The 25,032-nt window shown below is 69.6% G+C and carries 28 protein-coding genes; 18 read left to right on the top strand and 10 right to left on the bottom strand.

Translation table 11 applies throughout. The features are described 5' to 3' along the window. Positions 1 to 67 precede the first annotated feature (67 nt). The 4 genes from BLV92_RS09125 to BLV92_RS09110 all read right to left on the bottom strand — a co-directional run bounded on the left by BLV92_RS09125 (position 68) and on the right by BLV92_RS09110 (position 3,928). Positions 68 to 1,087: an ABC transporter permease gene (locus BLV92_RS09125; RefSeq protein ID WP_090544233.1), complete on the bottom strand. Its 1,020-nt coding sequence runs from the start codon at positions 1,085 to 1,087 to the stop codon at positions 68 to 70. Next, complete coding sequence (locus BLV92_RS09120; RefSeq protein WP_090544231.1) at positions 1,087 to 2,553, bottom strand: FAD-binding oxidoreductase; 1,467 nt, start codon at positions 2,551 to 2,553, stop codon at positions 1,087 to 1,089. Before BLV92_RS09120 ends, BLV92_RS09125 begins: the two co-directional genes overlap by 1 nt. Before the next feature lie 10 nt (positions 2,554 to 2,563). Next, positions 2,564 to 3,328 carry an HpcH/HpaI aldolase family protein gene (locus BLV92_RS09115; protein WP_090544229.1) on the bottom strand — a complete coding sequence of 255 codons (765 nt, stop codon included), beginning with the start codon at positions 3,326 to 3,328 and terminating at the stop codon, positions 2,564 to 2,566. A gap of 132 nt (positions 3,329 to 3,460) precedes the next feature. Next, positions 3,461 to 3,928: a hypothetical protein gene (locus BLV92_RS09110; RefSeq protein ID WP_090544227.1), complete on the bottom strand. Its 468-nt coding sequence runs from the start codon at positions 3,926 to 3,928 to the stop codon at positions 3,461 to 3,463. Positions 3,929 to 4,105: 177 nt separating this feature from the next. Between BLV92_RS09110 and BLV92_RS09105 the strand changes: the two genes are divergently transcribed. Next, on the top strand, positions 4,106 to 4,816 hold the full coding sequence (locus BLV92_RS09105) for an EthD family reductase (protein WP_090544225.1): 711 nt from the start codon (positions 4,106 to 4,108) through the stop codon (positions 4,814 to 4,816). A gap of 80 nt (positions 4,817 to 4,896) precedes the next feature. Here the strand turns inward: BLV92_RS09105 and BLV92_RS09100 are convergent, their stop codons facing one another. Then, entirely contained in the window at positions 4,897 to 5,418 is a 522-nt protein-coding gene (locus tag BLV92_RS09100; RefSeq protein ID WP_090544223.1) for a flavin reductase, read from the bottom strand. A gap of 15 nt (positions 5,419 to 5,433) precedes the next feature. Beyond that, on the bottom strand, positions 5,434 to 6,585 hold the full coding sequence (locus tag BLV92_RS09095; RefSeq protein ID WP_244283819.1) for an acyl-CoA dehydrogenase family protein: 1,152 nt from the start codon (positions 6,583 to 6,585) through the stop codon (positions 5,434 to 5,436). 172 nt (positions 6,586 to 6,757) lie between these two features. Between BLV92_RS09095 and BLV92_RS09090 the strand changes: the two genes are divergently transcribed. After that, positions 6,758 to 7,675: a LysR family transcriptional regulator gene (locus BLV92_RS09090; protein ID WP_090544219.1), complete on the top strand. Its 918-nt coding sequence runs from the start codon at positions 6,758 to 6,760 to the stop codon at positions 7,673 to 7,675. Positions 7,676 to 7,741: 66 nt separating this feature from the next. Here BLV92_RS09090 and BLV92_RS09085 read toward each other — a convergent pair whose 3' ends face one another. Beyond that, positions 7,742 to 8,521 carry a class II aldolase/adducin family protein gene (locus BLV92_RS09085; RefSeq protein ID WP_244283818.1) on the bottom strand — a complete coding sequence of 260 codons (780 nt, stop codon included), beginning with the start codon at positions 8,519 to 8,521 and terminating at the stop codon, positions 7,742 to 7,744. Positions 8,522 to 8,689: 168 nt separating this feature from the next. Here BLV92_RS09085 and BLV92_RS09080 point away from each other — a divergent pair, with 168 nt between their 5' ends. Next, positions 8,690 to 9,919, top strand: a complete 1,230-nt coding sequence (locus BLV92_RS09080; protein ID WP_090544216.1) for an alpha-hydroxy acid oxidase — start codon at positions 8,690 to 8,692, stop codon at positions 9,917 to 9,919. Positions 9,920 to 10,048: 129 nt separating this feature from the next. Here BLV92_RS09080 and BLV92_RS09075 read toward each other — a convergent pair whose 3' ends face one another. After that, positions 10,049 to 10,585, bottom strand: coding sequence for a DUF4142 domain-containing protein (locus tag BLV92_RS09075; RefSeq protein ID WP_373681826.1), 537 nt, complete (start codon positions 10,583 to 10,585; stop codon positions 10,049 to 10,051). Positions 10,586 to 10,803: 218 nt separating this feature from the next. Here BLV92_RS09075 and BLV92_RS09070 point away from each other — a divergent pair, with 218 nt between their 5' ends. The 7 genes from BLV92_RS09070 (at position 10,804) to BLV92_RS09045 (ending at position 15,579) form a co-directional block, all read left to right on the top strand. Then, positions 10,804 to 11,058, top strand: a complete 255-nt coding sequence (locus tag BLV92_RS09070; RefSeq protein WP_090544212.1) for a DUF2795 domain-containing protein — start codon at positions 10,804 to 10,806, stop codon at positions 11,056 to 11,058. 58 nt (positions 11,059 to 11,116) lie between these two features. Further along, positions 11,117 to 11,356: a hypothetical protein gene (locus BLV92_RS09065; RefSeq protein ID WP_090544209.1), complete on the top strand. Its 240-nt coding sequence runs from the start codon at positions 11,117 to 11,119 to the stop codon at positions 11,354 to 11,356. A 33-nt stretch (positions 11,357 to 11,389) separates the two neighbouring features. Then, entirely contained in the window at positions 11,390 to 11,782 is a 393-nt protein-coding gene (locus tag BLV92_RS09060) for a hypothetical protein (protein WP_090544207.1), read from the top strand. Positions 11,783 to 11,917: 135 nt separating this feature from the next. Next, positions 11,918 to 12,052 carry a hypothetical protein gene (locus tag BLV92_RS32885; RefSeq protein WP_256216056.1) on the top strand — a complete coding sequence of 45 codons (135 nt, stop codon included), beginning with the start codon at positions 11,918 to 11,920 and terminating at the stop codon, positions 12,050 to 12,052. Between the two features lie 313 nt (positions 12,053 to 12,365). Beyond that, on the top strand, positions 12,366 to 13,844 hold the full coding sequence (locus BLV92_RS09055; protein WP_090544206.1) for an RNA polymerase factor sigma-54: 1,479 nt from the start codon (positions 12,366 to 12,368) through the stop codon (positions 13,842 to 13,844). Positions 13,845 to 13,912: 68 nt separating this feature from the next. Beyond that, positions 13,913 to 14,311 carry a DUF3564 family protein gene (locus BLV92_RS09050; RefSeq protein ID WP_090544204.1) on the top strand — a complete coding sequence of 133 codons (399 nt, stop codon included), beginning with the start codon at positions 13,913 to 13,915 and terminating at the stop codon, positions 14,309 to 14,311. Between the two features lie 122 nt (positions 14,312 to 14,433). Further along, positions 14,434 to 15,579 carry a DNA topoisomerase IB gene (locus BLV92_RS09045; protein ID WP_090546948.1) on the top strand — a complete coding sequence of 382 codons (1,146 nt, stop codon included), beginning with the start codon at positions 14,434 to 14,436 and terminating at the stop codon, positions 15,577 to 15,579. Between the two features lie 15 nt (positions 15,580 to 15,594). On the opposite strand, the gene BLV92_RS09040 is transcribed toward BLV92_RS09045, so the two are convergent. After that, on the bottom strand, positions 15,595 to 15,936 hold the full coding sequence (locus tag BLV92_RS09040) for a hypothetical protein (RefSeq protein WP_090544202.1): 342 nt from the start codon (positions 15,934 to 15,936) through the stop codon (positions 15,595 to 15,597). 467 nt (positions 15,937 to 16,403) lie between these two features. Here BLV92_RS09040 and BLV92_RS09035 point away from each other — a divergent pair, with 467 nt between their 5' ends. From BLV92_RS09035 to BLV92_RS09015, 5 genes are all read left to right on the top strand, one after another. Beyond that, positions 16,404 to 16,853: a CBS domain-containing protein gene (locus BLV92_RS09035; RefSeq protein ID WP_090544200.1), complete on the top strand. Its 450-nt coding sequence runs from the start codon at positions 16,404 to 16,406 to the stop codon at positions 16,851 to 16,853. A 37-nt stretch (positions 16,854 to 16,890) separates the two neighbouring features. Further along, a complete protein-coding gene (locus tag BLV92_RS09030; protein WP_090544198.1) occupies positions 16,891 to 17,097 on the top strand; it encodes a DUF2795 domain-containing protein in 207 nt (68 codons plus the stop codon). A gap of 91 nt (positions 17,098 to 17,188) precedes the next feature. Then, a complete protein-coding gene (locus BLV92_RS09025; protein ID WP_090544196.1) occupies positions 17,189 to 17,542 on the top strand; it encodes a DUF3175 domain-containing protein in 354 nt (117 codons plus the stop codon). A 236-nt stretch (positions 17,543 to 17,778) separates the two neighbouring features. After that, positions 17,779 to 18,129, top strand: coding sequence for a response regulator (locus BLV92_RS09020; RefSeq protein WP_090544194.1), 351 nt, complete (start codon positions 17,779 to 17,781; stop codon positions 18,127 to 18,129). A 121-nt stretch (positions 18,130 to 18,250) separates the two neighbouring features. Further along, positions 18,251 to 18,571, top strand: a complete 321-nt coding sequence (locus BLV92_RS09015) for a four-helix bundle copper-binding protein (protein WP_090544192.1) — start codon at positions 18,251 to 18,253, stop codon at positions 18,569 to 18,571. Between the two features lie 225 nt (positions 18,572 to 18,796). Here BLV92_RS09015 and BLV92_RS09010 read toward each other — a convergent pair whose 3' ends face one another. Further along, a complete protein-coding gene (locus BLV92_RS09010; RefSeq protein ID WP_090544191.1) occupies positions 18,797 to 21,490 on the bottom strand; it encodes an ATP-binding cassette domain-containing protein in 2,694 nt (897 codons plus the stop codon). A gap of 328 nt (positions 21,491 to 21,818) precedes the next feature. Here BLV92_RS09010 and BLV92_RS09005 point away from each other — a divergent pair, with 328 nt between their 5' ends. Genes BLV92_RS09005 through waaF form a run of 3 tightly spaced genes read left to right on the top strand, consistent with a single transcriptional unit; the run spans position 21,819 to position 25,001 of the window. Then, positions 21,819 to 23,111 (top strand): glycosyltransferase family 4 protein, encoded by a 1,293-nt coding sequence (locus BLV92_RS09005; protein ID WP_090544189.1) that lies wholly within the window; start codon positions 21,819 to 21,821, stop codon positions 23,109 to 23,111. Positions 23,112 to 23,130: 19 nt separating this feature from the next. Further along, positions 23,131 to 23,778, top strand: coding sequence for a D-glycero-alpha-D-manno-heptose-1,7-bisphosphate 7-phosphatase (locus BLV92_RS09000; RefSeq protein ID WP_090544187.1), 648 nt, complete (start codon positions 23,131 to 23,133; stop codon positions 23,776 to 23,778). Next, a complete protein-coding gene (gene waaF, locus BLV92_RS08995) occupies positions 23,775 to 25,001 on the top strand; it encodes a lipopolysaccharide heptosyltransferase II (RefSeq protein WP_090544185.1) in 1,227 nt (408 codons plus the stop codon). Before BLV92_RS09000 ends, waaF begins: the two co-directional genes overlap by 4 nt. Positions 25,002 to 25,032: the final 31 nt, after the last annotated feature.

Raw genomic sequence — 25,032 nt, 5'->3', positions numbered from 1 at the left:
TCGGGCTTGGACGAAAAAGGCGATGGGGAAGTCGTGGGGGTCGTGGACATGGGCAGGCTCCGATCGCTCACGCGGCCTTGCGCAGGCGCGGATTCATGATCACGTACAGCGTGTCGACGACCGCGTTGATGACAAGCATCAGTGCGCAGAACACGACCGCGATGCCCTGGATCAGCACCAGATCGTTGTTGCGCACGGCCTGCACCATCAGGTTGCCGACACCGGGAAACGAAAAGATCATCTCGACGAGCAGCGCGCCGCCGAGCAGGAAACCGAACTGCACGCCGATCATCGTCAGCGCCGGCAGCGCGGCGTTCTTCAGCATGTGACGCCACAGGATGCGGCGCTCGGACAGCCCGCGCAGCCGCGCGACGCCGACGTACGACTCGTTGCGCTGGTCGAGCAGGCTGGAGCGCAGCACGCGGATCACGAGCGGCGCGAAGCCGAACGCGAGCGCGAGCGACGGCAGCACGAGATGGCTCGCCGCGCTCAGCCAGTCGCTCCATTCGCCCTTCAGCACGAAGTCCACCAGCAGGAAGCCGGTCAGGTGCGGCATCGGAATGCCGTCGCCGACGCGGCCGGAGAACGGCAGCAGCGGCAGCCACACGCCGAACAGCGCGATCAGCAGCAGCGCCCACAGGAACGACGGCACCGACTGCATCAGCACCACGCCGAGCCCGACCGGGAATTCGGCGCGCCGCTCGACCACCGAGTACGCGAGCACGCCGCCCGGCACGCTGATGACGAGCGACAGCGCGAGCGCGGTCAGGCACAGTTCGAGCGTCGCGGGCAGCGTCGAGCCGATCAGCGTCGCGACCGGCTGCTGGAACGAGATCGACGCGCCGAAGTCGCCATGCAGCGCGTTCACGAGCCAGATGCCGAACTGCGCGGGAATCGGCTTGTCGAGGCCCAGTTGATGGCGCAGCGCGGCCGCGTCGGCGGGCGTCGCGTTCGGCGGCAGCATCATCGCGAGCGGATCGGCCGGAATCAGCCGCAGCACGACGAACACGATCAGCGACAGCATCAGCAGCGTGGGAATCGCCGCCGCCAGCCGGCGCAACAGGACAGTGGAAATGAGCCGCAGCATCACGACGCTCCCGGAAGATCGACAGACGGAGAAACAGGTTCGAGCACCTTGCCCGGATTCAGCAGGTTGGCCGGATCGAGCGCGCGCTTGATCGCGTGCATCGCGTGGCGCGCGCCGGCGTCGCGCGTATGGCCGAGGTATGCGCGCTTCTTGCTGCCGATGCCGTGCTCGGCGGACACCGAGCCGCGCCATGCGCGCGTCAGGTCGTAGACGGCCTCGTCGACCTGCTCCGCGAGGTCGGGCGGCGCGTCGTCGAGATGCGCGATCACGTGCAGGTTGCCGTCGCCGAGATGGCCGTACACCAGCGTCGTCATGTCCGGCCAGCGTGCGTGCAGCATCGTTTCGCACTGCGCGGCGACCGCGCCGATGTCGGCGGTCGAAAAACCGATGTCGAAGCCGATCAGCCCCGGCATCAGCACCGGGAACTCGGCCGGCGCGTCGCGCACCGCCCAGAAACGCGCGGCGTCCGCGTTCGAGCTGGCGATCGAGGCGTTCTCGACCACGCCTTCCGAGAGCATCTCGCCCAGCACGTCCTCGAAGCCGGCGGCGTCGCGCTCCGCGTCCGACGCCGGGCTTTCGAGCAGCACGTAATACGCATGGCGCGTGTCGAGCGGCGCGCGCAGCCCGCGCACGTGTTCGAGCACGTAGTCGTAATAACTCGGCCACATCACCTCGAACGCCGACACGCCGCCGGACAGATGCGCGCGCGCGTAGTGCAGCAGCCGCGTGACCGACGCATAGTCGGGCAGCCCGCACCACGCGGTCAGCAGCCCGGCCGGGCGCGGCGCGAGCTTCAGCGTCGCCCGCGTGATGACCGCGAGCGTGCCTTCGCTGCCGACCAGCAACTGCTTCAGGTCGTAGCCGCTGTTGTTCTTCACCATCTTGTGCATGTCGCCGATCACGGTGCCGTCCGCGAGCACGGCCTCGATGCCGAGCACCTGCTCGCGCGCCATCCCGTAGCGGATCACGCGGTTGCCGCCCGCGTTCGTCGCGAGGTTGCCGCCGATCGTGCAGCTGCCGCGCGCGCCCAGATCGAGCGGAAACATCATGCCGGCCGCGTCGGCGGCCTCCTGCACGCGTTGCAGGATCGCGCCCGCCTGCACGGTGATCGTGCCGGACACCGGATCGACCTCCTCGATCGCGCTCATCCGTTCGAGGCTCAACGCCACTTCCCCGCCGCGCAGGTTCGCGCCGCCCGCGAGGCCGGTCAGCCCGCCCTGGATCACGACCGGCTGGCCGAGCCGGTGGCACAGCGCAAGCGCGCGCGACACGTCGGCGGTCGAGCGCGGCCGGATCAGCGCGACCGGGTCCGCGCCCGGCGTGCCGCTCCAGTCGCAGTGGCGGCGCGTGCCGAGGTCGGCGCCGGCCGTCACGAGGTCCGCGCCGAGCGCGTCGAGCAACTGCCTGACGAGGTCGGCCGGCGAACCTTGCGCCGCCGGAACCGCGCCGCTGGAAACTTCGCTCATCGTTCGCCCCTCATGCGCGCAGCGCGGCGACCGCGCGCTCGAAACCGCCGCGCACCACGTCGATGTCGTTGGCCGCGACCGCGAAGTCGAAGCCGTGCGCCAGTTGCGCGCGCGCATCGGCCTCGTCGCCGGTGAAGATCCCGCACGGCAGACCGCGAGCGTGCGCGGCGGCGAGGATGCGTTCGCAGTCGCGCGCGATCGCGCCGGGCGCGTCGCCGCGCGACAGCGCGAGGTCGCCGGTGCCGACGAACAGATAACCGAGACCTTCCACCGCCGCAATCGACTCGACCTGCTCGACGCCCGCCACCGTCTCGATCATCACGCCGATCGACACGCGTTCGCCGTCGGCCTTCATCGCCGCGGGGCCGGCGAGCAACGGCCGCACGCCGCCGCCCGAGCGCGCGCCGAACGGCGGATAACGCCCGTGCGAGACGGCGCGCTTCGCCTCTTCCGCGCTTTCGACGAGCGGCACGAGCACGGACGCCGCGCCCGCATCGAGCGCCTCGGCGATCGCATGCGCGGAATTCTCGGCAACCCGCACGACGACCGGCAGTTGATAACGTGCGAGCCCGATCGCGGCTTCCATCGACGCGCGGTCCCACAGGCCGTGCTGGCGATCGATCACCGCGAGGTCGGGCCGCGCGGCGACGCCGATCTCGAACAGGGTCGCGCTGCCGACCGAAAACCACGCGCACGACAGACGCCGCCGGGCGGCGAACAGAGCGTGCAAGGTCTTGGGATTCGGCAGGTCGTGAACTTCAGGACTGTTTTGCATCGGATAGGTGGCTGGACGACGGTCGACGATCTGAACGGGTAGCGTGCCTCGATCGGCACGTCACAAAAAATTCTGAATTCAGATTATTGGGTTTCAAATTTAGCGTCAAGCGATTTCGCCCCCACCGGCCCGTCATGCTTCGCCGTCGCCGTCATCGTCATCCTCGCCGTCGCGGCCCGATTCGAGCAGCGCGCGGATCAGGAACATCTCCGTCTCGTGCGTCGAGCCGATCTGCGCCCACGCGTCGTCGCTCTGGTCCGCGAGCCGCCACGTGAACAGCGTGACGACCGCCGTGCCCGCCGGGTGCCCCAGCGCCGGTCCGTCGATCACGCGCGCGGCATTGCGAAAGCGCAGCGCGCCTTCGCTCGCGGCCACTTCGTAATCGACCGTCAGGCGCTCCGGGTCCGCATGCAGGCGCACCCACGTCGCCGCGCCGGTGAACATCGATTCGCCGACGAACGTGTTGACATCGACCTGGCGGCGACGCCAGCTGCCGAGCGCCCAGCGGCCCTGCCGCCCGCCGTCGGCCATCAGCCGGAACGCGCGCGCCGCGTCGGTCCGGACCAGAATGCTGCTGCTATGACAATGCGCGTCGATCACGAGGGTATCCCTTTTGTGGAGTGAGAAAAAAAAGCGGCCGCGCCACGATGCGTTCGGCACTCGTTGCGTACCGCGTCGATCTTTTTTGCAACATTCTGAATTCAGATTATGATGGCCGGAATGCAGCGTCAAGCGTTATCGCCTGCGCCGCGCCCACCCCGAAAACGGATCGCGCTCATGGACGTCTGTCTCTTTCTGATCGCCCCACCCCGCGCGTCGTCGCCGCCGGATGACGCGGCCGCAATCGATCACGCGGCAATTACCGACGTCGCGGCGACGATGGCCGGCCTGCGGCGCGTCGTCGTTCATACGCCGGTGCCGGGCGGCACGCGCGACCCTTATCTGCACGACGGCGCGCCGCCGCGCTGCGCGCTGCAGTTCTATTTCGACGACCTGAACAAACTGGAAGACGTGCTGCGCGACGGCGGCGCCGCGCATGCGTTCACGGACGCCGCGCGGTTTCCCGCGCTCGCGGGCGCAACGCTCACGCACCAGGCGATGGCGGTGCGCCGCTTCCCGACGCCGGAACCGGCGCCGCACGAGAATGGCGGTTCGCGCTGCACGTATCTGGTCAGCTATGAAGGACCGGCCGACGACTTCAACGCGTGGCTCGCGCATTACCTCGATCACCATCCGCCGATCATGGGACGCTTCCCGGGCATCCGGGAAATCGAGATCTATACGCGCGTCGACTATCGCGGCACGCTACCGGGTCGACGCTCGAACGCGATGCAGCGGAACAAGGTCGTGTTCGACTCGCCGCAGGCGCTGCAGCACGCGCTCGCGTCGCCGGTCCGGCAAACGATGCGCGAGGACTTCCAGCACTTTCCGCCGTTCGGCGGCGAGACGCTGCACTTTCCGATGCTCAGCGTCTCGCAGGCGTTTTGACGGGCCGCGCGTTCGGTCCGTAGAGAAACCCGCGGAGAAACAGCGAAAAAGCCGCGCCGGACCACGGTGCGGCCTCATCCTCAACCAGCGGCGGACGGCTGCACGGTTCGCGGCAGCCGATGAAAATTGCGGCCGAAATAGATCAGCCCGTCGCCGTCGCCGCGCAGCGCGATGTGCTCGACCTCGACGAACATCACCGAATGCGAGCCGACGCCCTTCATCTCGACGATCCGCCCTTCGATGCTTGCAAGCGCATCGACCAGCACCGGCACGCCGAGACGCCCCGCGCGCCAGCACTGCCCGCCCGCGTCGAAACGCTCGCCCATCGGCAGCCCCGTGAGTCCCGCGAAATGGCGCGCCAGTTCCTGACGGTCGGCGGGCAGCACGTTGATGCAGACCGCGCCGTTGCCCGCCAGCACGTCGTGCAGCGCGCTCGACCGGTTGATGCACGCGAGCATCGTCGGCGGCGAGTCGGTCACCGAGCAGACCGCGCTCGCGGTGATGCCGCCGCGGCCATGCGGGCCGTCGGTCGTGACGACGTTGACGGCCGCCGACAGATGCGCCATCGCGTCGCGAAACAGCGTGCGCCCAGAGGTAGGCATGACGGACTCCATCGCTTACGGATACGGCGTGATGGTCGGCGCGATGCCGGCGAAGATCGCGCCCGCGCCGTCATAGGTCGCCTCGCCGAGGAACGCGTGCTGCGTGACGACCATCGCGTCGCGCACCAGCCGCTGCATCCGGTGCTCGCGATAGATCGCGGCGATGCCCGCCAGCCGGTACGCGAGCTGCACCACGTCCGCCGACACCTGCGCCGCGTGGGTCGCGCTGAGCCGCAGCAGGCTCGCGTCGGCGGCCGGCAGCGGATCGCCGGCGACGATGGTGTCCCATGCGCTTTCGGACGCCTCGTAGAAAAACGCGCGCGCGCTGCGCCACTGCGCTTCGGCCTTGCCGAGTTCGATGCGGAAATACGCGCGGTCGGCGAGACGCGGCGCGCCGGTCGTCGTTTTCGCGCCGCCCGCCATCCCGGCAAGCAGGTCGAGCGCGGCGCGCGCGAGCCCGACGTTCACGGCCGCGTGAACCTCGGCCTGGTACGACACGGCCGGATAGCGGTACAGCGGCTCGTCGACGAGCGCGCTGCCGCCGCGCACGAACGTCCACGCGTCCGCGACGAACCGGTCGTGCAAGCGCAGGTCGTGGCTGCCGGTGCCCTGCATGCCGACCACGTTCCAGTTGTCGACGATCTCGACCTCCGCCGCCGGAAACACGGCCGTCAGCGGCTTGCCCGCGTTCGGTCCCGCGCCGCCCGGCGGCGTGCCGCCGATGCCGACGCCGATCCAGTCCGCGCCCTTGCAGCCGCTCGCGAAATGCCACTGGCCGCTGACGCGCCAGCCGCCCGGCTCGGCCGCCGCCGGCTGCAGCGGATAAAGCCCGCCCGCGAACACCTGGTCCGGCCCGCCCGCGTAGATCTCGCGCTGCGTGTCGAGCGGCAACGCGGCAAGATAGACGTTCGCGGAACCGAACGCCGCCACCCACGCGGCCGAACCGTCCGCCACCGCGATCCGCTCCAGCACCCGCAGGAACTCGGCCGGGGGCAGCGCATCGCCGCCGAAACGCTTCGGCGTGCTCGCGCGGAAGATGCGGGCGCGCTTCATTTTCGCGATCATGTCGCGCGGCACGTGGGACAGCGCATCGAATTCGTCGCGGCGCGCGGCGATCTCGGCTATCACCGTGTCGAGATCGAGTGCGTCGGCAACGACGGCGGGCATCGGCTCGTTCGTCTGCAAGGCAGCGGGTCGAGCATCGAGGAGATTCATCGGCGGGACTCCATAAAACGCGTTCCGGCTGGAAGGCGGCCGCGTAAAACCATGCGCGGCCGGGGATGGACTCACGATAGAAGTGACGCAACGTCGCGTCAAATTCGCACCATTAATGAACGCCATGAACCACACGAATAGCGGCCTGCCCGATCTGAACCTGCTGCGCGTGTTCCTCGCGATCTGGGATCTGCGCAGCCTCACCGCCGCCGGCGAACGGCTCGGCCTCACGCAGCCCGCGGTAAGCCACGCGCTGCGCCGCCTGCGCGTGCAGTTCGACGACCCGCTGTTCGTGCGCACGCCGCAGACGATGGTGCCGACCGAAGCGGCCGTGCGGCTGCACGGCCCGCTCGACGAAGCGTTCGGCATCATCACGCAGGCGATGCAGGCGCACGGCCGCTTCGACGCGGCGAGCGCGTCGCGCGTGTTTCGCGTGTCGATGTCGGATATGTCGGAGTTCTTTTTTCTGCCGCCGCTGCTCGCGGCGCTCGACCAAAGCGCGCCGGGCATCCGCTTCGAGATCGTGCCGATGCCCGCGGAATCCGTCGGCGCGGCGATGCGCGCGGGCGAACTCGATCTCGCGCTCGGTTACGTGCCGGGACTCGACGACGGCTGCGTGAGCGATCCGCTGTTCGACGACGAGCACGTATGCCTGCTCCGCAGCGGGCATCCGCTCGCGGGACGCAAACTGACGAAGGAGGATCTCGCGGGGCTGCGCTACGTGTATGCGAGCACCGACGCGACCGGCCACCGGCTGATCGAACGGTGGCTCGCGGACGCGGGCCTCGTGCGCGATATCGTGCTGCGGCTGCCGCATTTCACGGTCGCCCCGGAGATCGTCCGGCAGACCGACCTCGCGGTGATCTTTCCGCGCAGCATCGCCGAACGTTTCAACCGGGCGCGCGCGTTCAGGCTGCTGAAGCTGCCGCTCGACCTGCCGCCGATCGACGTGAGTGTGCATACGCACGTGCGTTTCGCGAGCGATGCGGGCATTCGCTGGTTGCGCAACACGTTGATCGAGATGTTCGCTGAACGCGCGTAACCCGCCGCGCCTGTCGGGCGCGGCGGGCTACGCGCGGAAGCGGCGTGAAAGCGCGTCGGGCCGCCGCTACTCGCGATAACGCGTGTCGGTCCGGTCCAGCCGCCGGATCAGCGCGTCGAGCACCTGCTCGCCCGCGCCGAAACGCGGATCGTACTGCAGCGCGTCGCGCGTGGACCGTTCGCTGATGCGCGGATCGACCCGCAGCGTGTTGCCGCGCATCGAATGCGTCGCGAGCTGGATCTCGCACGCGCGATTGAGCGTCCACAGCAGCACGAACGCATGGCCGAGCGTCGCGCCGTGCGCGAGCAGACCGTGGTTGCGCAGGATCATCAGCCGCTTGTCGCCGAGCGACGCGACCATCCGCCCCTTCTCGTCGTCGTGGACCGTCGTGCCTTCGAACGCGTGATACGCGATCATGTCGTGAAGCTGCGACGAATAGATGTTGTTGTCCTCCAGCCCGTCCTCCATGCACGCGACCGCGACGCTCGCCGTCGTATGGATGTGCATCACGCAATGCGCGTCCGGCACGTTCGCATGCACGGCGCTGTGGATCGTGAGGCCCGCCGGATTCACCGGCCACGGACTGCCGTCGAGGATCTTCCCGGAAAAATCGATCTTCACGAGATTCGACGCCGTCACCTCGTCGTAAGCGAGGCCGAACGGGTTGATCAGCAACTGGTCCTGCGCATCCGGCACGCGCAGCGTGATGTGGTTGAAGATCAGTTCGTGCCAGCCGAGCATGAAGAACACGCGGTAGGTCGCGGCGAGCTTCACGCGCGCGGCCCATTCCGCTTCGCTGCAATCCGGCGCGCGCGAACCGCGCCGCTGTATTTCGTGCCGCTGCATGGGGTCCATTCCAGCCTCCTTTTCGATATTCTGAATTCAGATTATCGACAATTCGTCCGGCTGTCCACGGAACAAAATTTCCGTTCTTTCAAGGTAGTTTTGTTTCCTTGACACGATGGTCGCTACGGCGATACTTTTAATTCTGAATTCTCTTTATGGGTCCCCTGTATGTGGCCGACGTCCCGAACGCACTACGCGGGCCGACGCGTCGAGCGCGCCGTTGCGATCGAAGATCTGCGCCGCGCCGCGCACCGGCGGCTGCCGGCGTTCGTCGCCGAGTATCTGGAAGGCGGCGCGGAACGCGAGGTCACGCTCGCGCGCAACCGCGACGCGTTCTCGCAGCGCACGCTGGCGCCGCGCGCGCTCGTCGACGTGAGCGCCGTGAACCTGTCGACGACGCTGTTCGGCCAGACGCTGCCGCTGCCGCTCGTCGTCGCGCCGACCGGGCTGAACGGCCTGCTTACCGATCAGGGCGACCTGCGGCTCGCGGCGGCCGCCTCGCAAGCCGGCGTGCCGTTCGCGCAAAGCATGGTGTCGATGGCGACGATCGACGCGGTCGCCGCGCGACTCCACACCCCGCACTGGATGCAGTTGTACGTGCTGCGCGACCGCGATTTCGTCCTGCATCTGATCGACCGCGCGCTCGCCGCTCACTGTTCGGCATTGGTCCTGACGGTGGACGGCCCCGTGTACGGCAACCGCGAATGGGACCGGCGTCACTACGTGCGTCCGGCGGTGCTCGGCTGGCCGAGCCGGATCGAAACGCTCGCGCATCCGCGCTGGCTCGCGGATATCTGGCGGCGCGGGCGCGGTCCGCGTTTCGTCAACGTCGAGGCGTTCACCGGCACCCGCATGTCCGCGCCGCAAACCGCGCACTGGCTGCGCGAGCGGATGGACGCGTCGCTGAACTGGAACGACCTCGCGTGGCTGCGCGAACGCTGGCCGCGCCTGCTGATCGTGAAGGGCCTGCTGGCGGCGGACGACGTGCGCCGCGCGATCGATGCCGGCGTGGACGGCGTCGTGCTGTCGAATCACGGCGGGCGTCAACTGGACCTCGTCGGCTCGCCGCTCGACCTGCTGCCCGAGGTCGCGAGTTTCGCGAAAGGCCGTATCGCGCTGTTGATGGATGGCGGCATCCGGCGCGGCAGCGACATCGCGCAGGCGCTCGCGCTCGGCGCGGATGCGGTGCTGGTCGGGCGCGCGGCGCTTTATGGGCTGGCGGCGGCAGGCGAGGACGGCGCGGCGCGCGCGCTGGCGATTCTCGCCGATGAACTTGCGCGCACGATGGCGCTGCTCGGCAGACCGTCGGTGAATGCGCTCGATGAAACGATTTTCGCGTGCGAGGCGGAACCGCGGCCGGCGACGACGAACGGGCGGCGCTCGGTGCGAGTCGCGTGACGTACCCTTCGACCGCTTCCCGCCAGCGCCCACGCGAAACGATCACCGCCCGTTCGAAGCGAAGAAGAAGCGAACTCGCGCGGCACGCAGATCACGCAACCCGCACGCCCCCTTTCGACGCGTAGCGCCCTACTGCCCCACCCCGACCTTCTGCGCAAGCTGCTGCGCCATCTGATAGTGCTCCTTGATGGTCGGCAACGCGCCGGTCGCCGCCTTCTTCAGCGACGCATCCTGCCCTTCGGCGATTTCCTTTTCGAACGCGGCGATCGCCTCCTTGTGTCCGTCGAGGCCCACCTTCTGCACGTAAGCCTGATCGAACTGCGCCCCCTTCAACGGCCTCAACGCATCGAGCACCGCCGGGTCCGAATTGTCCTTCGGCACCTGCACGCCGTGCGGCGCCGCCATCTTCAACTGCACGGTAAGCTTCGCGTGATCGAGCATCATCTTGCGCGCGAACGACCTCACGTCCTTGTTGTCGGTGTTTTTGGCGGCGAGTTTCGCCGCATCGATCTCGGTCGACGACGCCATCGACGCTGCCTGCACGAAGTCGCGATCGGCGGCGGGCAGCGGGTTCGCGGCGGTCGTCGACGCGGCCTCGGTCGTCGCGGTCTGCGCGTGAAGCGCGGGAGCGGCGACGAGCGCGCACACGCACACGGCTGTGGTCATTTTCATTGCGGTCCTCCGTTCGTTTTCCGGGTTGATCCGGGTCCATCGCGCGCGTTCGGCTCGATGCCTGTGTGTCGCGCGATGCCTTTCATTTCGCAATCGACGTGCCGTGCGATGAAGCGGACCGCTTCGCCCATCGTCATTAAGGCCATTCGGGCACGCGGCCTGCTGCACGCGAAAGCGGCGCATCCGCGCCGACCGCTACCGAGGTGAATCCGATGCCCTCCACTCCCGCGCCCGCCGCCGGCTCATCCGGCCAGCGTCCGCCGAACGACGCCGCGCTCGACGCATTGAAGCAGCGCGTGCAGCAGGCCATCGACGACGTGTCGTACCCTGCCCGCCGCGACACGCTGATCGACAGCGCGCGCGAGCACGACGCGCCCGCCGACGTTGTCGATGCGCTGCGCACGCTGCCGGACGAATCGTTCGGCAGCTTCAACGAGGTGTCGGCATCGATCGCCGCCCACGCGTGAATCCGGAGCCGCGCGCTCCACGCAAACTGCTACGAAAGCGACGAAAGCGAGCAATACGATGAGAACCCAGCGCATTCTGAAAGGTCATTTCCTGATTCTGCCGAGCGCGATCGAAGCCGCGGACGGCGGGTTCTTCTGGTGCGTGAACGTGGTCGAACGCGGCGCGTCCGACCGCCTCGTATCGACCGCGAAAGGCAGCACGAGCGTGCCGCGCGAGGCCGACGCGCTCGATCAGGCCGCGCGGATGGCCGAGGAAATCGCGGCCACGCTCGAACCCGATCTCGCGCACGAGCCCTGAACGGCGCGGGGCCCCGAAGCGGACCGAGCGGCGATGAAGCGCCGCGCGGCAGTCCTCCCCGCCACGGCGGCCACGCTCGCCGCAGCCTCCTGCGCAGGTCGCGCCGACACGCGACTCGCGGACTCCCTGCCTGACGACGGCCCGGTCGCGCAGCCGGTGCGCGCCCTCGACTCGGGCCTCGCGGCGCTGGGCGTGCTGGTCTGCATCGTGATCGCGGCGCTGCTTGCGATCGCGCTGATGCACAGGCGTCCCGCGAGCGATGCCGACGACGGCGCACGCACGGCCAACGCGATCGTCGGCATCGGCACCGTGATCTCGACCGTGCTGCTGTTCGGCGCGCTCGTCGCGATGCTGCGCGTGCTGGCGGCCATCGCGCAGCCGCCGCAGCGCGCGGCGTTCATGCTGCGCGTGACCTCGAACGACTGATGGTGGAAAGCGGCGTAGCCGGACAACGCCGGCCCCCAAGGGTGCGGCGTTCGATACCGCGCATGAAATCCCCCTCCCGGTCGGCGTGCCGGTCGCGGTCGAACTCGACAGCGCGGAGTCGTGCACGCGTTCTGGATGTCGGCGCTGGCGGGCCGCGCGCTTGTGCTCGCGAGCGATCCGGCCAGCGCGCTGCGGATCGTGATCGAAGGCAGCGCAAGCCGCGACGACTCGCCGCAAAGGATGCCAGGCTTTCGCGACCGGCTCGCATAGACGATCAACTTCGTGCGCGGCGCATGGGGCAACGACGCGCCACCCGTGTCCGCCGCCAAGGTCGCGCGGCTGCGCGATGCGATTCATCGCTGACGCGGGCCCGCTTTCGCTTCGACGCTTCCATTTTTCTAGCGATACCGGTAAGGCGCGTACCGCGGGCCGCGCGAGGCGGCCTGCGTTCGAGCATCGGCCGTTCCCCGTGCCGCCCGGCGACAACCACCGGCCACAAGCAGCGTCCGCACGCGCAAACAGGAACGGCCGTTGCTTGAACTGGCCCACTCCTCCGATAAACCGAACCCTGGCAAGGACCGTCATGCCGCCCCCGACCCTCGCGTTGCACACCCGGCAGCACCTCGCGCTCACGCCGCGACTGCAACAGGCGGTGCGCCTGTTGCAGTTGTCGGCCCTTGAATTCCAGCAGGAACTGCGCGAAGCGCTCGAAACGAATCCGTTCCTCGAATACGCGCCTCCTTCGCAGGACGAAGCAGCCGGCCCGGGCGAATCCGCCGCGCCGCCGTCCGACACCGCCGCCGAGCCGGCGACCGACGACGGCGCGCTGACCCGCGATGCGTCCGACACGCTGTCCGACGCCTTGCCCGACGACGGCGGTTACGCGGAGCCGGCGGACATGCCGCTGCGCCCGTCCGGATCGCCGTCGGGCACGCGCGACAACGACGATTTCGCAGCCGACCCCGCCGACTGGACCAGCGCGCAACTGACGCTGCACGAGCAACTGCACGCATCGCTGCGGCTGTCGCGCCTGCAGGGCCGCGACCGCGTGGCGGCGAGCGTCGTGATCGAGGCGCTCGACGACGACGGTTATCTGCGCCAGGACCTCGCGGACCTCGCGCCGGTCGCCGACATGATGCCGCCGCTGACCGAAGCGGAACTGCGCGTCGCGCTGCGCGTCGTGCAGTCGCTCGACCGCCCCGGCATCGGCGCGCGCTCGCTCGGCGAATGCCTCGCGCTGCAACTCGACGCACTGCCCGCGTCGACGCCCGGCCGCGATCTCGCGCGCGAGATGGTCACCCATCATCTCGAACGGCTCGCGCGCCGCGAGCACGGCGAGCTGCAACGCCACCTCGGCTGCGACCCGGAGGCGCTGCGCGTCGCGACCGCGCTCGTGCGCCGGCTCGACCCGCGCCCCGGCAACGAATACGGGCGCACGGACGGCGGTTACGTGATTCCGGACGTGATCGTGCGGCAGGTGCGCAACCGGCTCGTCGTCGCGATCAACCCGGCCGTGATGCCGCGCGCGCGCATCCATTCGCTGTATGCGGAGCTGTACGCGCAGTCCGGCGACGGCGCGCGCTCGCCGCTCGCGCAGCAGTTGCAGGAGGCGCGCTGGCTGATCCGGAACGCGCACAAGCGCTGCCAGACGATCCTGCGGGTCGGCGAATGCATCGTCGCGCGACAGAAGGCGTTTTTCCAGTACGGCGAAATCGCGCTGCGGCCGCTGCAACTACGCGACGTCGCGGACGAACTCGGGCTGCACGAATCGACGATCTCGCGCGCGACCGGCAACAAGTACATGGCGACGCCGCGCGGCACCTTCGAATTCAAGCGGTTTTTCCCGCGCGAACTGGAGACGCAGAGCGGCGGCACCTGCTCGGCCGCCGCGGTGCGCGCGCTGATCACCGAGATGATCGCGGCCGAGGACCGGCGCGAGCCGCTGTCCGACGTCGTGCTCACGCGGATGCTCGCGGAACAGGGCGTAGTCGTCGCGCGGCGTACGGTCACGAAATACCGGCAATCGATGAAAGTGCCGCCCGCCGAGCTGCGCAGGCAGTAAGCTGGTTGTAGCCGGCCCGCATCCGTGCGCCGCCCTTTTCTCCGTTCGAGCCGCATGGTGGAGGTCTTATGCGTGTGTCCATTCTGGTCAACAGCGTCGATCCCACCGCGTGCCACGACTACGCGGTCGTGTGGCTCGACACGACGCGGCGTGCATGGTCGCGACAGGCGTGCGCGGGCATCGCGCTGCCGGCGCACGGCGAGATTCTGGACACCGGCAACGCGACGCTGCTGATCGATGCCGACGCGACCGCGCTGCTGACGCTCGGCGGTTTCGCGATCGACGCGCACGAGCAGTTGCGGTCGATCCATGGCGCGGCGACGTGGTTCTCGCTGACGCGCGGATTCAGCGTGAGCGGCGCGTGGCATCTGCGCGCGGTCGAACGCACGGCCGCGGAGCTGCGAACCGGCCGCGCCCGGCCGCCGCGCGGCGGCGCGCCGCTGGCCGGCCACGACGAACGCCGCTGAGCGGCGCGACGGCGATGCGGATCGACACGTCACCGCCTCCCGGACCGTCCGCCCCCGCGGACGATGCGGATGCGCCGGCAAAACGAACGGTCCGCGTGGGGCGGCAGAAAAAACCGGCCGCGATGGAACGATCGAACGGTTCCGCGCGCCGCAAGCCGGAACGAGGCGCTGCGTCCGCAGGCGTGGAGCCGCGTGCCCGGCATGCCAAACTCGCAGCCACGCGTTCGGCGGTCCCGCCGCCCTTTCTCGCGGAAAAAGCAGCGCCCCGCGCTCGCGCGCTACGCCGCAGCAGCGACCTGACGCCGGGTTACACGCGCCGCCCGCAAGGCGATCGCTTCGCGTACTTCGACACCGACGGCCGCCGCATCCGCGACGCGGAGACGATCGCGCGCATCGACTCGCTCGCGATCCCGCCCGCGTACACCGACGTATGGATCTGCGCCGACGAACTGGGCCATCTTCAGGCGACCGGCCGCGATGCGCGCGGCCGCAAGCAGTATCGCTACCATCCGCGCTGGCGCGACGCGCGCGACCGCGACAAGTTCGCGAAACTCGCCGGCTTCGCGCGGGCGCTGCCGCGCATCCGCGCGCGCGTCGCCGCCGATCTGCGCCAACGCGGCCTGCCGCGCGACAAGGTCGCCGCCGCGATCGTCAGGCTGCTCGACAGCACGCTGGTACGCATCGGCAACGAGGAATACGTGCGGGAGAACGCGTCGTACGGGCTGACGACGCTGTGCAAACGCCACCTGCGCACGGACGGCCAGCGGCTGACGCTGTGCTTCAACGGCAAACACGGGATCAGCCATGAAGTGCCGGTCGACGACCCCGACGTCGTGCGCGTGATCCGCGGCTGCGCGGAACATCGCGGGCGCGCGCTGTTTCGTTATGTCGACGCCAACGGCGTCCACAAGATCAGCGCCGCTGACGTGAACGCCTATCTGCATGCGGCCGGCGGCGACGCGTTCACCGCGAAGGACTATCGCACGTGGGCGGCGAGCGCGATCGCGCTGGAACGGCTGCGCGCGGCCGAGCCGCCGCGCAGCGCACGCGCGGCGCGCAGCGCGGTCGTGCAGGTCGCGCGCGAAGTGGCCGCCCTGTTACGCAATACGCCAGCCGTCTGCCGCGCCAGCTATATCCATCCGGCGATCATCGAAGCGTTTGCGGCGGGCCAATTGCCCGCGCTGCGCTGCCGGGTGCGCAGCGCGGGCCTCAGCATCGCGGAACGCAGGCTCGCGACGCTGCTCTCGGCGTGCACGCCGGACCGTTGAGCGCGGCACGCCGTCTCAGTCCTCGTACGCCGCCATCACGAGCCACATGTCGCGTCCGTCCGCGCGCACTTCGGCGGCCAGCGCATACGGCGCGTGCGGGTCGCACATCTCGCGCAGCATCGCCTGCGCGACCTCGCCGTCGCCGATCACGCGGTCCGTGACGGGCCGCACTTCTTCCTTGCCCTCGAACATCCGGTGGCTGCTCCAGTACACGAGCGGCTCTTCCTTCCAGCGCCGGAAACACGCCTTCACGTGCTCGAAATCGCCGCCGCAGATGTTCACCTGATAGTGCGTCCGCGAAGTGCCGCGCGGCGCGCTGCCCCGCGACGCGGACCCGGTAGTGAAACGTAAGGTCATCGTTCGGTTCTCCCGCGCCGCGTTCGTCGAACGGTTCGTCCCACTTCCTGCGGCGCTGTAAATCGTGTAAAGCCGGTTTCGTTCGTTACCGGTCGCCGGCTTCGCGCGAGTTGTTCGTCGTGGTTGCTACGGCGGCTACTGGCTCGCGTCCGTCGGCGGCGCGGGGGCCGGCGTGACGGCCGGGCCGGTCAGCCGCTCGCGCCGGGACGCTCATGCCGGACGTGTTGTCCGCGCGCCCGCACCGCCCATCGCGCCCCGGGGCGATCGTCGCGACGATCAGCAACGGGCCGCAGCGACGCGTGATGGCGATCGTAGCGGCTTTCATCCCTAGCTTCCGAAGTCGTCGACGCCAGACTGGTTGCAACGTCCATGCCCGTGCGGCAAGAAGGGAGCAAGAAGCGTCCGCGGAACGGTCGGTGCTTCGACGAAAGTGCGCTGTTCCACTGTCACTGAAAAGGGAGGACCGCATGATCCACGTACGCGAAATCATGTCCCGCGACGTCGTGCACGTCGCGCCGTCAACGACCATTCGCGAAGCGGCCGGCCTGATGGCGCGCTACGACATCGGCGCGCTGCCGGTCTGCGACGGCCGGCGGATGGTCGGCATGGTGACCGATCGCGACCTCGCCGTGCGCGCGCTGGCGGTCCGCGCGGCGCCCGATACGGCCGTCGAGGAAGTCGCGACCGCCGCCGTCGAATGGTGCTGCGAGGACGACGACGTCGATCTCGTTCAGCAACGGATGGCCGACGCGCAGGTGCGCCGCGTGCCGGTCGTCAACGACGCGCGCGAACTGGTCGGCACGCTGTCGCTCGGCGACATCGCGACCCGCGCGGACGGAGCGTCGCGCGACGAGGTCGCGAACACGCTCGAAGGCGTTTCTCAACCTGTTTCTGGATCTGTTTCGCAGCCGCGCTGACACGCCGTTTTTCTCTCATCTTTCCATGGAGGCCATCATGACCCAACCTTCGCATCAACCCACCCCGGTCGAGATCCAGAAGGCGCTTGGCGGCGTCGATTATCCGGCGACCCGCGACAGCCTCGTCGATACCGCGCGCCAGCATCACGCGGACGAATCGATCGTCGAGTTGCTCGGCAAACTGCCGTCGCATCGCTACGAGACGCCCGCTGACGTGTCGAAGGACATCGCGCGGCTGCGCTAGCAGCGTCGAGCCGTCCGCACTCGCGGGCAGCGCCACTTCTCGCTCTACCCCGCTCCCCCAATAACGCCAATCCGGACAGGAGGCCGACACCATGACCGCAACAACTACCCAATCCCATCGCGGCCCGTCCGCGCACCATCGCCGCCGCAACAGTTCGAACCGCGCGGCGGCCACGAATCGCTGGTCGCACGGCGTGACCGAACGCAGCGACGCGATGGACATCGAACGCGACATCTTCCGCAGCGGCAACGCGGGCGAGATCGCCGCGTCGCTGAAACGCTCGTCCACGCACAGCCGCCGGCGCAAAGGCACGCCGTTCCAGTCCGCGATGTCGATGCTGAATTTCTACGTGAACCGCGCGGGCCGCAATCTGCCGAAGGAGCGGCGCGACACGCTGCAACGCGCGAAGCGGCAACTGCGGATCGCTTTCGGACGCAAGCCATGAGCACGCCGACCGATCGCCGCCGGAAGGCGGGCTATTACGCGCCCCGCCATGCGCCGCAGCGGCGACGGCCCCCGGGTACGGCGCTTGCTGGCTACCAGCCAATGGCCACGCAAAACGCATCGTCGCGCGTGGAGCCGGGACAACCGCGCGGCGCCTCGCCAGGCGACCGCGCGCCGCCGGAACCGAGGTTCCGCGCGGATGCGGCCGCCCACAAGGCCGCCTTGGGGAGCAATTGCATGGCAACCGTACTGCTGGTGGACGACGATACCAATGCGTTGTGCGCGCTGAAGGAACTGGTCGGACAGGAAGGATATCGGGTAACAACGGCGGCGAACGGCGCGGCCGCGCTGCGCACCGCGAGGGCGGAACGGCCCGACGTGGTCGTGTCCGACTGCATGATGCCCGAGATGGACGGGATGGATCTGTCCCGCGCGATGCGGGACGACCGGACGCTAGCGGGTGTGCCGGTCGTGCTCGTATCGGCGCTCGTCACGCCGCCGCCCGACGTGCAGACGGCCGGCTTCCTGCGCAAACCGTTCGCGGTGGCGCAACTGCTCGAAATCATCGACCGGCTCGTGACCGCGTAACGCGCGGTCCCCCGCTTCCGTTCCGCTGCTTGTTGGCGACCGGGCGTCGAAGCCGCGCGTCCGGTGCGGGAACGGCCGATGCACGTCGCGTTGCCGTCATCTCCGCAGCGAGGACCGCATCATGAACGAACTTCAACACCGTTGCCGCGAAGCGGCGGACCGCTGTGCGGCGGCGTGCGTGCAGTGCGCGTCCGCATGCCTTGCTCTGAAGCGGATCGACGAGATGGAAAAATGCATCCGTCTCGACGCGGACTGCGCGGCGATGTGCCGGCTGCTGTCCGACGCGCTCGCGCGCGACAGCGAATTCGCGACCGACTATGCGGAACTGTGCGCGCGGTTGTGCGGACGCTGCGCGGACGAATGCTCGCGCCATCCGGCCGCGCACTGCAAGACTTGCAGCGAGGCGTGCCGGGCGTGCGCCGAGGCCTGCCGCGCGCTGTGAGCGGGGGACCGCCATGGCGGACGACTGCTCGCGCACGGCATGCGTGAGGCGGCTCCGGCCGTATCCGGCCGTATCCCGCCGGTTTCGCACCGGCATCGCACCGTCTCGGGAGAACCTCGTGACCATTCTGCCTGGACGCCATCGCGCGCGGGAGAGCGCGCTATCGATCACCGGCCTTGTCTCGGGTGCGCGCTCGTCGCGAGCGTGCTGCATCTCGACCCCGCGTCATAGGATGCGCGGCGTCCTGACCGGCCGGCGCGCGGCGGCGAGGATCGCTTCGATCAGCGTGTCCGGCGGCACCGGCTTGCGCAGATGACGCGCGAACTGCGCGTCGAGTTCGGGCCGCGAGCCGCCCGGCCGCGCGTCGTCCGCATAACCGGTCAGCGCGATCGCGGGCAGGCGCGCCGTCCCGCCCCGGTCGGCCAGCGACTGCTCTCGTTGCGATTCCAGCACGCGGATCGCGGCCAGCACGTCGCGGCCGTCCTCGTCGTCGGCCAGCACCAGATCGCATAACAGCACGTCGGGCCACGCGGCGCGCGGCGTCTCGCGCAACCGCGCGAGGCTCTGCTCGCCCGACGCCGCGACGCTCACCGTCGCGCCGTGCAGCGACAGCAGCGCATCGAGCGCATCGCGCGTTTCCTCCTGGTCGTCGAGCACCATCACCGCCACGCCGTCGAGCGCGCGCGGCGCGGGCGGCGTCCGGTCCGCCGCCGTCGCGACCGCGAGCACCGGCAGCACGACCGCATAACCGATGCGCGGGCCGTCCGGATCGAGCGTGAACGTGGCGCCCGCATCGCGCAGCGCGGCCTCGATGGCGGCGGCCGTGCGTTCGTCGAGCGGCGCGGGTTGCCCGCCGCCGCCGGCCACGCGGATCAGCGCGTGATTCGCTTCGCGGCGCACGTCGATCTCGATGCGGCCGCCGCGCGGCGCACACGCGATCTCGTTCGACACCAGTTGCAGCAGCCCCTGCTGCAACGCGTCCGCGTCCGCGACGACGCACGGCAGATCGTCCGGCGCGGTCATCGCGAGCGTGACGCCGGCCGCCGCCGCGTCGTCGCGCAGCCGATCCTCGATCCGCGCGACGAACGCGGCCGCCTCGACCGGCCGCGCCGCGAGCCGCCGCTCCGCGTGTTCGAGGTCGCCCTGCTGCCACTGCATCGCCCACATCTTCGCGTACACGCCGTCGCGCGCGAGCAGTTCGTCGTGCGTGCCCTGCTCGACGATGCGCCCATGCTCCATCACGAGAATGCGGTGCGCATCGACGACGGTCGACAGCCGATGCGCGATCACGATCGTCGTGCGCCCCTGCGCGAGCCGCGTCAGTTCGCGCTGGATGGCGCGCTCCGAGCGCGTGTCGAGCGCCGAGGTCGCCTCGTCGAACACCATGATCCGCGGGTCTTTCAGGATCGCGCGCGCGATCGCGATCCGCTGCCGCTCGCCGCCCGACAGCCGCACGCCGCGCTCGCCGACGCGCGTGTCGTAGTGGTCCGGCAGCCGCTCGATCAGCTCGTCCAGTTGCGCGGCGCGCGCCGCGCGCACGACGTCCGCGCGCGTCGCGTCCGGGCGGCCGTACGCGATGTTGTACGCGATCGTGTCGTTGAACAGCACGGTATCCTGCGGCACGATGCCGATCGCGTCGCGCAGGCTCTTCTGCGTGAGCGTCGCGAGGTCCTGGCCGTCGATCTCGATCGCGCCCTGCAACGGCCGGTAGAAACGGAACAGCAGCTTCATCAGCGTCGATTTGCCGGAGCCGCTGCCGCCGACCACCGCGAGCGTGCAGCCCGGCGCGGCGGTGAAGTCGATGTCGCGCAGCACCAGCCGCTCCGGATCGTAGCCGAAATCGACGTGCCGGAACGCCACCTCGCCGCGCGCGACGGCGAGCGGTTTTGCGTCCGGCACGTCGACGTCCTCGCCGGCCGTGCCGCGCACCGACAGGATCCCGAACATTCTTTCGATGTCGACCAGCGCGTCGTTCGCCTCGCGAAACACGAAGCCCAGCGTGTTCAGCGGCGCGCACACCTGGATGATGTACGCGTTCACCAGCACCAGGTCGCCGACCGTCATCTGCCCGGTGCCGACGTACTGCACCGCGAACAGCATCGTCGCCGCGATGCCGGCCGCGATCACCGCGCTCTGGCCGACGTGCAGCGCGGTCAGCGCGCGCTGGTTCGCGAGCCGCGCGTCGACCCAGCGGTCGAGCACGCCGCGCAGCCGCTCCACTTCGTGCGGCTCGCTCGAAAAATACTTCACGGTGTCCTGATTCAGCAGGCTGTCGACGAGCCGGCTGTCCGCCTGCGCTTCGAGCCGGTTCACCTCGCGCTGGAACACGAGCCGCCGCCGCGCGAAGATCGACGTGTGGATCGCGTAACAGACGAAGGTCAGGCCGATCACCAGCGTGAACGCCGACGAATAACGGCCCGCGACGATCGCGACGACGACGCCGATTTCGAGCAGCGTCGGCAGCACCGCGAACAGCGCGGTGCCGAGCAGGAAGCCGATGCCGTCCGAGCCTTTCTGCACGTCGCGCACGATCGCGCCGGTCTCGCGCCCCGCATGAAAACGCGCGCCGAGCCGGTGCAGGTGCGCGAACGTGCGTTCGCGAAACGACGCGACCGCGCGCTGCGTGACGATGCTGAACGCGACGTCGCGCGCCTCGCTCAACGCGTCGCCGAGAAACCGCAGCAGCGCATACGCGAGCACGACGAACACCGGCACGACGACCTGCACCGGCACGTGCGAGAGCCCGTCCACCAGATGCTTCAGCGCGATCGGCACCGCGACGGCGCACAGCCGGCCGACGATCATCAGCGCGGCGGCCGCGAACGTCGCGCCGCGATGCAACCACAACGCCTGCGCGAGATCGCGCGCGAGGCGTCGCCTCACGAAGCGTTGTGCGTTCCGTTCGGTTGCAGCGGTCATCGGCGCGTCCCCCGAGGTCTGGCGCTCGACGTCGCAGGCAAGGCGCGCGCCCGGTCGCGACCGCGCTAATCGTCGGGCGTGTTCACGAAAAGCGGCCCACGTCCCGCGTATTTACAAGCGCCATGTAAAAACAGGGAATGCCACAGCGGCGGCTGGCCTCTGCCGCGCACGCGATCCGCATCCGGCAGTCATCCCGACCTTCGCCAAACCCCGCATCACCGCGCCGCGCGCGGCTTCGCGGGGGGTGGCACACCAACTGCTGAACGCTTCGCACGTGTCGTCACCGGACGCCATCCCTCTTTAGCGCCTCTCGTGAAGGAAATCCGCAATGAAGATCGCCCTCGTCAGTGAACATGCGTCGCCGCTCGCCGTCGCGGGCGGCGTCGATACCGGCGGACAGAACGTGTACGTCGCTCACGTCGCGCGCCAGTTGCTGCGCGCCGGGCATCAGGTGGACGTGTTCACGCGGCGCGACCGTGCGCTGCTGCCGCTGGTCTCGGACATGGACGGCGTGCGCGTGATCCACGTCCCCGCCGGTCCGCCGATGCAGTTGCCGAAGGAACGGCTGCTGCCGTACATGCCCGCGTTCGCGGAGTTTCTGGTCGGCTTCTGCCGCAAGGAGCGCCGCCCGTACGACGTGATCCACGCGAACTTCTTCATGTCGGGCCTCGCCGCGCTGAAGGTGAAGGACACGCTGAAGGTGCCGCTCGTGATGACGTTCCATGCGCTCGGCCGCGTGCGCCGGCTGCACCAGGGCGCGGACGACGGCTTTCCGGACGAGCGTTTCGCAATTGAGGACGAACTCGTGCGCCGCGCGGATCGCGTGATCGCCGAATGCCCGGCCGATGAAAGCGATCTGGTCGAGCTGTATCGCGCGGACCCGGCGCGGATCTCGCTCGTCGCATGCGGGTTCGATCCCGGCGAGTTCCATCCGGTCGCGCGCCACGATGCGCGCGACGCGCTCGGCTGGCCGCGCGACGCGTTCATCGTGCTGCAACTGGGCCGCCTCGTGCCGCGCAAGGGCATCGACAACGTGGTGGCCGGCATCGGCGCGCTGCGCCGTCGTTATGGCACGCGCGCGCAGCTGTACGTGGTCGGCGGCGACGCGGAAACGCCGAACGAGATCGCGACGCCGGAGATCGCGCGGCTGCGCGGCGTCGCGCATCGCGGCGGGATCGACGACCAGGTGACGTTCGTCGGCCGCCGCGACCGCGCACTGCTGCGCTACTACTACAGCGCGGCCGACGTGTTCGTGACGACGCCGTGGTACGAGCCGTTCGGCATCACGCCGGTCGAGGCCATGGCGTGCGCGACGCCGGTGATCGGCTCGGACGTCGGCGGGATTCGCCATACGGTGCGCCACGGCGAGACCGGTTTTCTGGTGCCGCCGCGCGACCCGGACGCGCTCGCGCAGCGCCTCGAACACCTGAGCCGCGATCCGGCGCGCGCGCAACAGATGGGCGAAGCGGGCCGCGCACGCGCGAACGCGCACTTCACGTGGCGCGGCATCGCGCGCGAACTGGAGGACGTCTACCTGCAACTCGCGCCGCCGCGCGCGGACCCGGACCGCGAGCCGCGCGTCGCGGCGGCGGGCGGCGCGACGCTGCGCGCGTTCGGCTGACCACGGAGCGCCCGCCACCATGTTCGATTCGTTGCCCTCTCTCGCGCCGTCGCGGCCCGCGGTGTTCTTCGACAAGGACGGCACGCTGCTCGACGACGTGCCGTACAACGTCGATCCCGCACAAATGCGCTTCGCGCGCGGCGCGGCCGACGCGCTCGCGCTGCTCGCGCGTTATCCGCTGCGCCTCTTCGTCGTCAGCAACCAGAGCGGCGTCGCGCTCGGCCGCTTTCCGCACGACGCGCTCGAACGCGTCGAAGCCGAACTGCACGCGATGTTCGCGTCGTGCGGCGCGACGCTGTCCGGCTTCTATGCGTGCCCGCATCATCCGCACGGCAGCGTGCATCCGTATGCGCGCGCATGCGATTGCCGCAAGCCCGCGCCCGGTCTGCTGCTGCGCGCCGCGCACGAGCACGGCGTCGAACTCGCGTCGAGCTGGATGGTGGGAGACATTCTCGACGACGTCGAAGCCGGCCAGCGCGCGGGTTGCCGCACGATCCTCGCGGATTGCGGCAACGAGACCGAATGGCAGTCCGCGCCCGAACGCGTGCCGTATGCGATCGTCACTAACCTGCGCGACGCGGCGCAGATGATCGCGGACACGTTCGACTACGAGCATCCGCGCGCGTCGGGCCGGCCGTTCGCGCAGACCCGTGCGGTCCCGCGATGAACACGACGCCGTTCGCGATCGCGCCGGCCGTCGCCCACGCCAGCACGCGCCGCGCGACTCCGCTGTCCGAGCCGTGGGGCGCGGACGTGAAGCGGATTCTGTGCATCCGCGTCGATCATCTCGGCGACGTGCTGATGACGACGCCCGCGTTGCGCGCGCTGCGCGCATCCGCGCCGGGCCGTAACCTCACGCTGCTCACGTCGCCGGCCGGCGCGGCCGTAGCGCCGTTTCTCGCCGACGTGGACGACCTGATCGAATACGACGCGCCGTGGGTGAACCCAGCGCCGCGCGGAACCCCGCGCGATCATGCGGCGCTGGTCGAACGTCTGCGCGATGCGCGCTTCGACGCGGCCGCGATCTTCACCGTGTACAGCCAGAACCCGCTGCCCGCCGCGACGCTGTGCTACGAGGCCGGCATTCCGCGCCGGCTCGCGCATTGCCGCGAGAATCCATATGCGCTGCTCACGCATTGGGTCGTCGAGCCGGAGCCGCATGCGGGCGTGCGTCACGAGGTGGAACGGCAACTCGCGCTGGTGCGCGAAGTCGGCGCGGAAACGGACGATCCGCGTTTGCGGATCGCGGTGCACGACGCCGATCGCGACGCGTTGCGCGCGCGGCTCGCGACGCTCGGCATCGCGCGCGGCGAACGCTACGTCGTGCTGCATCCGGGCGCGACTGCTGCGTCGCGCCGTTATCCGCCGGAACGTTACGCGCTCGCGCTCGATGCGCTGATCCGCGCGAGCGGCTGCCGCGTGCTGCTGACCGGCAGCGCCGGCGAAGCGGCGCTGACGCGCGGCGTGCTCGACGCGGTGCAGCCGGCCACCCGCGCATCCGTGATCGATCTCGCCGGTGCGTTCGCGCTCGGCGAATTCGTCGCGCTGATCGAATCCGCCGCGCTGCTGATCGCGAACAACAGCGGCCCGGTCCATATCGCGGCGGCGCTTTGCACGCCCGTCGTCGATCTCTACGCGCTGACGAACCCGCAGCACACGCCATGGCAAACGCCGCACCGGCTGCTGTATCGCGACGTCGCGTGCCGCTGGTGTTATCGCGGCGAATGCCCGGCCGGTCATCACCTGTGCCTGCTCGGCATCGAGCCGGAAGCCGTCGCGCAAGCCGCGCTCGATCTGCTGCAACCGGGCCTGCCGCGCGACGACGAACCCAGCGAGGATCATGAGCCCGAACCGCCGCTCGCGACGACCGCGGACGAACGGCCGGCCTGAACACGCACGACGACACATGACGACGCCGCCC

The organism is Paraburkholderia caballeronis (assembly GCF_900104845.1).
GTDB classification, from domain to species: Bacteria; Pseudomonadota; Gammaproteobacteria; order Burkholderiales; family Burkholderiaceae; genus Paraburkholderia; species Paraburkholderia caballeronis.
The sequence above is the reverse complement of the archived record's forward strand: the minus strand, read 5'-3'. Positions and strand labels throughout refer to the sequence as shown.